Origin of the sequence: Corallococcus sp. CA053C (assembly GCF_003611675.1) — a bacterium.
In the GTDB taxonomy this organism is placed as follows: domain Bacteria; phylum Myxococcota; class Myxococcia; order Myxococcales; family Myxococcaceae; genus Corallococcus.
The window spans coordinates 1-6,244 of record NZ_RAWA01000503.1 but is presented as its reverse complement, the minus strand read 5'-3'; the positions used below and the strand labels follow the sequence as shown (position 1 = coordinate 6,244).

The window sequence follows — 6,244 nt, the reverse complement described above, 5'->3', positions numbered from 1 at the left end:
CTTCGTCACGAAGATGCGCAAGCGCGCGGAGACCGCGAACCTGCTGGTGGTGAACCACCACCTGTTCTTCGCGGACCTCGCGCTGCGCAGCTCCGGCAAGCGCACGGAAGGGGGAGGCGCTGGCCGGCCCGCTTCCCGGGCGGGCGGCGGAAGGGGTGGACAGGAACGCGCGTACAGCGCGGGGCGCTGTTATCCTGGGGGGCCCTTCTTCCGTCCTGCCCCGAAACCGACGCATGTCCGCGCCCGCGCCCCGTCCCCCTTCTGTCGACAGCCTGCTCGGTCCTGGCGGTGCGCTGGAGCAGGCGCTGCCCGCGTACGAGCACCGTCCGGAGCAGCTCCAGATGGCGCGCGCCGTGGAGCGGGCCTTCTCCGAAGGCAGCTACCTGCTGGCCGAGGCCGGCACGGGGACGGGCAAGACGCTCGCCTACCTGGTGCCGGCGCTCCTGTCCGGCCTCAAGGTGGTGGTGTCCACCGCGACGAAGACGCTGCAGGACCAGGTGTTCTTCAAGGACCTGCCGCTGCTCAGCGAGAAGCTGGGGCTCCAGTTCGAGGCGGCCTACCTCAAGGGCCGGGGCAACTACCTCTGCCTTCACCGCTACGAGTCCTTCGAGAAGGATCCGCAGTTCATCTCGAAGGACGAAGCGAAGCAGTGGCCGCTGCTCAAGAAGTGGGTGACGCAGACGGAGACGGGGGACCGGGCGGAGCTGGACCTGCCGGAGTCCTTCGCCGCGTGGTCGCGGCTGTCCACCACGTCGGAGACGTGCCTGGGCTCGCGCTGCGCGCAGTATGAGACGTGCTTCGTCACGAAGATGCGCAAGCGCGCGGAGACCGCGAACCTGCTGGTGGTGAACCACCACCTGTTCTTCGCGGACCTCGCGCTGCGCAGCTCCGGCAAGCGCACGGAAGGGGTGCTGCCCTTCTACGACGCCGTCGTCTTCGACGAGGCGCACGCGCTGGAGGACGTGGCCAGCAGCCACTTCGGCTACAGCGTCTCCAACTACCGGTTGGAGGAGCTGGCGCGCGACGCGGTGGCGGCCCTGCCGGCGAAGGACGACCGGCACCCGACGCTGTCCGCGCTGGCCCAGCGGGTGCGCTCGCATTCAGACGCGCTGTTCGTCCAGGCACCGCGCGCGCTGGGGCTGTCCAACCAGGAGTCCACCGTGGCGCTGCGCCCGGAGACGATGGGCAAGCTGTCCGGCGCGCTGGAGCAGGTGCGCGAGGGCCTGGCCGCGCTGGCGTCGTTCTCCGGCAGCGAGCGCGAGGCGGAGCTGGCCGCCATCCACCGCCGCGCCGAGGAGATGGTGGAGCAGCTCACCTTCCTGGAGAAGGCGGAGTCCTCGGAGCACGTGTACTGGGCGGAGGCGCGCGGCAAGGGTCTCTTCCTGCGCGCCAACCCCATCGACGTGGCGAAGGAGCTGCGCGACAGGCTCTACGGCGCGCTCGACACGGTGGTGTTCACCTCCGCGACGCTCGCGGCGGACAGCCGCTTCGACTTCTTCGCCAAGCGCATGGGCATGTACGACGACGAGGGCCAGCCGGTGACGCGCGTGCGCACGCTCGCGGTGCCCAGCCCGTTCGACTTCCCGCGCCAGTCCGCGCTGTACCTGCCCACGCACCTGCCGGACCCCAGCGCGCCGGGCTTCATCGAGGCGGCGGCCGAAGAGATCATCAAGCTGTGCGAGGTGACGGGCGGGCGCGCCTTCGTGCTCTTCACGTCCCTGCGCAACATGGTGCGCGCGTACGAACTCACCGCCACGCGGCTGCCCTACCAGGCGCTGCTCCAGGGCGAGCGGCCCAAGGCGCAGCTGCTGGAGTCCTTCCGCCAGACGCCCAGCGTGCTCTTCGCCGCGCACAGCTTCTGGGAGGGCGTGGACGTGCCCGGGGACGCGTTGAGCCTGGTCATCATCGACCGGCTCCCCTTCGCTTCACCGGGAGACCCGCTGGTGGCCGCGCGCATCCGGCAGATTGAGGCGCGCGGTGAGGAGCCGTTTGATCAGTACCAGTTGCCGCAGGCGGCGCTGGCGCTGCGACAGGGCTTCGGGCGGCTGATCCGCACGCAGGCGGACCGGGGCATCGTGGCGATGCTGGACCGCCGCATCGTGACCAAGGGCTACGGCCGCGTGTTCCTCTCCAGCCTGCCGCCCGCGAAGCGGATGGAGGACACGACGGAGCTGAGCCGCTGGTTCAATGGACCGGTACGCCCCGTTCCGCCTCTGAGAACCGTTCGTTGAGTCCGTCGCGCAGGCGCAGCCCCACGCGCGCCTGGAAGGGCGGGGCGAGCGTGTCCACGCCCGCGCGGCCCGCGAGGTAGGCGCGGTCGAACAGGTTCTCCACCGCCGCGTAGGCCGCCACCTTCCAGAAGAGGTGACGGCTCACGAACAGGTCCACGATGGCGGCTCCGCCCATGCCGCGCGTGTTGAGGTCGTCCTCGTACTGCGGGCCCAGGACGCGCAGCTGCGCGGTGGCGGTGAGGAGCGACGGCTCGTCGAAGGTGACGCTGAGCGAGCCCCGATGCCTCGGGTCCTGGGGAAGCTGGCGACCCACGAGGTCGGGCTGGCCGGGCGCTTCGGTGACGACGGGGTCCACGAAGGTGTAGGCGGCGAGCGCGGTCCACTGGCGGGACACGCGCCAGTCCGTGCCCAGCTCCACGCCGCGCACGCGGGCCTGACCCAGGTTCTGGCGCTGGCGGGTGGTGCCGTCGGGCAGGGGCGTGGCCAGGGTGACGTTGGTGATGGGGGCGTCGAGCACGTTCCAGAAGCCGGTGACGCGGCCGGTGAGCCCGCTCGGGCCCGTGGCCTCCACGCCGGCCTCGGTGCCCCAGAGGCGCTCGGCGCCCAGGTCCGGGTTGGCGGCGGTGAGGAGGGTGCCCACCTGGAAGGGGCGGTACAGCTCGTTGAGGGTGGGGGCGCGGAAGGCGCGGTACACGGATGCGCGCACGGTGAGCCAGTCGACCGGGCGCAGGCGCGCGGCGAGGCGCGGGCTGAGCTGTCCGGCGTTGCGAGGCTCGAAGTCGGTGGCGGTTGCGGTGCCGTTCGCGCGGCTCTCCAGCAGGGAGCCGTCCAGGCTGCGCCACGCGTCCCAGCGCAGCGTGCCGGCCAGCTCCAGCGCGGACGACACGGTGTAGAGGTCCTGAACGAAGACGCCGCCGGACAGCTGCGTGCCCCGGGTGGTGCGCGCGTAGAGCGTCGTGGCCGAGACGGCCGAGGGAAAGAGCAGCTCCTCCGCGGTTCCAGCGGAGCGGCGCGCGTCCACGCCCGCGGCGAGCACGTGGGTTCCGCCCAGCGTCAGCGCCGGGCCGATCCACACGAGTGAGCCGCCCTGATCATTGGCGGGCACGTCCTGGAGCGCGGAGCGGATCTCGAAGTTGCGGTTTGGGGCGACGCGGGCGCGCTCCTGGGCGAAGTGCTGCGTGCGGCCGTAGAGGCCCAGCTCGAAGGTACCGGTGTCCTCCGTGCGCAGGCGGGCGCTCCCGGCGAACCACGCGAGGTCCACGCTGGCGACGGTGTAGCGGGTGCCGCCGTTCTGCGTCTCCCGGAAGTAACCCCCGCGTGCGGAGAGGCGGAGGTCGTCGGTGGCCTTCACCTCCACGCGCGCCTGCGCGGTGACGTGCTTCGACGGGGTGTCGCCGTCGATGGTGCCGCGCTGGCCCTCGGGGACGATGCGGTAGCCGTTGCTGGTGAGGCCTTCGGCTTCCAGCGACACGCCCACGCGCTTCCAGCGGTCCGCGATGCGCGCGGCGACGAAGCCGGTGCCCAGGTTGCCCACCGACACGTCGGCGTCGATGACGGGGCCGATGGGCTGGGAGATGAGCTGCACGACGCCGCCCAGCGCGGCGCTGCCATAGAGCGCGGAGCCGCCGGTGGGGACGACCTCGATGCGGTCCAGGCCCAGGCGGGGCAGGGCGCGCCAGAACACCCAGCCGCCATAGGGGTCGTTCACCGGAAGCCCGTCCAGAAGCACCAGCCCGCGAGCGACCCCCGAAGGCGCGAGCCCGCGCAGGTTGAGGCCCTGGGCGGTGGGATCCGCGACGAGCGAGGGAGTGCGGCGGAACGTGGCCGCGGAGGGCAGCGTGCGCACGAGCGCGTCCTGCGTGAGCGTGGGGCTGCGCTCCATCTCCTCGCGGGGAATCACCACCGTGGTGGCGGGCACGTCGCGAAGCGGGCGCGGAAGGCGCGTCGCGGTGACGACCGTCTGTGTTTCGCGAGGCGCGTCTGCTTCCCGCACCGGCGCGTCAGGGGACACGGGCAGCTCGGACTGCGCCGCCGCGACGCCGGGCAGCACCAGCCCGAGGCAGACCCCGAAGCGCCGGAGTCGTGCAAGCCGCCGGAGCGGTGGAACAGGCGGACGGGAGGGAGCGCGCGGGCCGGTCATTGCCGCCGCTCTATCGGATCTCCCGCCCTCGCGGGAAGGTTCGCTCGCGGGGCCGGCTCCCCGGGACGCTCCAGAAACACGAACGGCGGTGAAGGGCCGGACAACAGGCCACTCCACCGCCGTCACATCAGGAGCAGGACCCGGAGGCCCTGCCCTGCGCGGAGACTACGCCGCGGACATGCCACCGCCGGCGGCGGCCGGGCCCTGGTACTGCGCGTCGCCGAAGCCGAGGATGGCGTAGAAGACGGGGCTGAGCAGCGCCAGGCCGATGCCGAAGCCCATGCCCTTGCCGAACGACTTCGCCATGTCGATGCCGATGATGAAGAGCGCGATGATGTTCACGCACGGGATCAGCGCCAGCACCGTGAACCACGCCGGCCGGCCGACGATCTTCGTCATGATGTACACGTTGTAGATGGGGACGATGGCCGCCCACCCGGGCTCGCCCGCCTTCGCGAACGTCTTCCACAGGCCCGCGATCATCGCGCCGATGAAGGCGAAGTAGAAGATGTAGAACAACGGGCCAGGGCCCGCGCTCTGCTCCGACGCCTGCCGCATCATCTCAAGCTGCTGTTCATCCATGAGTACTTCCCCCTCGGAAGTGTGGGACCCAGGCGCGAGCGCCGGTCCAGGTTCAGTCCCGAACAATTCGCGAAGTAGGGGGGTGAATGCAAATTCCCTCCCCCCTTTGGGTCGTCCCTCTCAGGCCTTGAGAGTCTCCGGCACCACCCAGTCCGGCTTCAGCCGCTGGATGACTTTCACGAAATTCTCCTTGTCCTGGGCTTTCTCCAGGGCGGCGTCGGGGAGGATGACGTCGTCCTTCACCAGCCGCTCCAGGTGCATGTCCAGGGTCTGCATGCCCTGGCCCTGGCCCGCCTGCATCTTGGAGGCGATCTGGAACACCTTGCCCTCGCGGATCATCGACGCGATGGCGGCCCCGCCCACCAGGATCTCCAGCGCGGCGACGCGGCCCTTGCCGTCCGCGGTCTTGATGAGCTGCTGGGCGACGATGCCCGCCAGGGACTCCGCGAGCATGCCGCGCACCTGGCCCTGCTCGTCCGCGGGGAAGGCGTTGATGATGCGGTCGATGGTGGCGGGCGCGCTGTTGGTGTGGACCGTGGCGAACACCAGCACGCCGAAGCTCGCGAGCTGGAGCGCCAGCTTCATCGTCTCGTTGGTGCGCAGCTCGCCGATGAGGATGACGTTGGGGTCCTCGCGGCCGGCGGAGCGGATGGCGGTGGCGAAGCTGGACGCGTGCGGGCCCACCTCGCGGTGCGTGACCTGGGCCTTGAGGGACTCGTGCACGAACTCCACCGGGTCCTCCACGGTGAGCACGTGCGAGGCGCGCGTCTTGTTGATGTGGTTGATCATCCCCGCGAGCGTCGTGGACTTGCCGCTGCCCGTGGGGCCCGTCACCAGCACCAGGCCGCTGCGGCGGTCCGCCAGCTTGCGCACCACCTCCGGCGTCTTCAGGTCCTCCAGCGTCAGCACCTTGCTGGGGATGGTGCGGAAGACGGCGCCAATGCCGGTCATCTTGTAGAAGTAGTTGGCGCGGAAGCGGGCCTTCGTCCCGTAGCCATAGGCGAAGTCCAGGTCCAGCTCCTCGGTGATCTGCCGCTTCTGCTCCGGCGAGCAGAGCTCGAAGAGCAGCGGCTCCAGCTCCTCCTGGGTGAGGGGCTCGTCGCGCAAGGGCACGAGCTCGCCGCGGATGCGGCCCAGGGGCGGGTAGCCCACGCCCAGGTGCAGGTCGCTGCCCTTCCTGTCGAGCAGCACGTCGAACCAGCTGGCGATGCGGGGGGTGTCCGTCATGTCAGGCGCCCTTCTTGCCGAGCAGTGAGCCCACCTTGGACAGCATCCGCGCGCCCTCCTGGGG

At 70.8% G+C, this 6,244-nt stretch carries 4 protein-coding genes; 1 reads left to right on the top strand and 3 read right to left on the bottom strand.

All coding sequences use genetic code 11. The features are described from left to right. Window positions 1-233 precede the first annotated feature (233 nt). Window positions 234-2,231, top strand: a complete 1,998-nt coding sequence (locus tag D7V97_RS38465; RefSeq protein WP_120615564.1) for an ATP-dependent DNA helicase — start codon at window positions 234-236, stop codon at window positions 2,229-2,231. Here the strand turns inward: D7V97_RS38465 and D7V97_RS38460 are convergent. From D7V97_RS38460 to D7V97_RS38450, 3 genes are all read right to left on the bottom strand, one after another. Continuing rightward, window positions 2,185-4,371, bottom strand: a complete 2,187-nt coding sequence (locus tag D7V97_RS38460; RefSeq protein WP_120615563.1) for a TonB-dependent receptor — start codon at window positions 4,369-4,371, stop codon at window positions 2,185-2,187. The genes D7V97_RS38465 and D7V97_RS38460 overlap by 47 nt on opposite strands. 165 nt (window positions 4,372-4,536) lie before the next feature. After that, window positions 4,537-4,953, bottom strand: a complete 417-nt coding sequence (locus D7V97_RS38455) for a DUF5684 domain-containing protein (protein WP_120615562.1) — start codon at window positions 4,951-4,953, stop codon at window positions 4,537-4,539. A 120-nt stretch (window positions 4,954-5,073) separates the two neighbouring features. Continuing rightward, window positions 5,074-6,180 carry a type IV pilus twitching motility protein PilT gene (locus D7V97_RS38450; RefSeq protein WP_120615561.1) on the bottom strand — a complete coding sequence of 369 codons (1,107 nt, stop codon included), beginning with the start codon at window positions 6,178-6,180 and terminating at the stop codon, window positions 5,074-5,076. Window positions 6,181-6,244: the final 64 nt, after the last annotated feature.

What these genes read in the sequence shown, in the direction of transcription:
- D7V97_RS38465 (WP_120615564.1), top strand. Translation starts at nt 234, where the DNA reads ATGTCCGCGCCCGCGCCCCGTCCCCCTTCTGTCGACAGCCTGCTCGGT.
- D7V97_RS38460 (WP_120615563.1), bottom strand. Translation starts at nt 4,371, where the DNA reads ATGACCGGCCCGCGCGCTCCCTCCCGTCCGCCTGTTCCACCGCTCCGG.
- D7V97_RS38455 (WP_120615562.1), bottom strand. Translation starts at nt 4,953, where the DNA reads ATGGATGAACAGCAGCTTGAGATGATGCGGCAGGCGTCGGAGCAGAGC.
- D7V97_RS38450 (WP_120615561.1), bottom strand. Translation starts at nt 6,180, where the DNA reads ATGACGGACACCCCCCGCATCGCCAGCTGGTTCGACGTGCTGCTCGAC.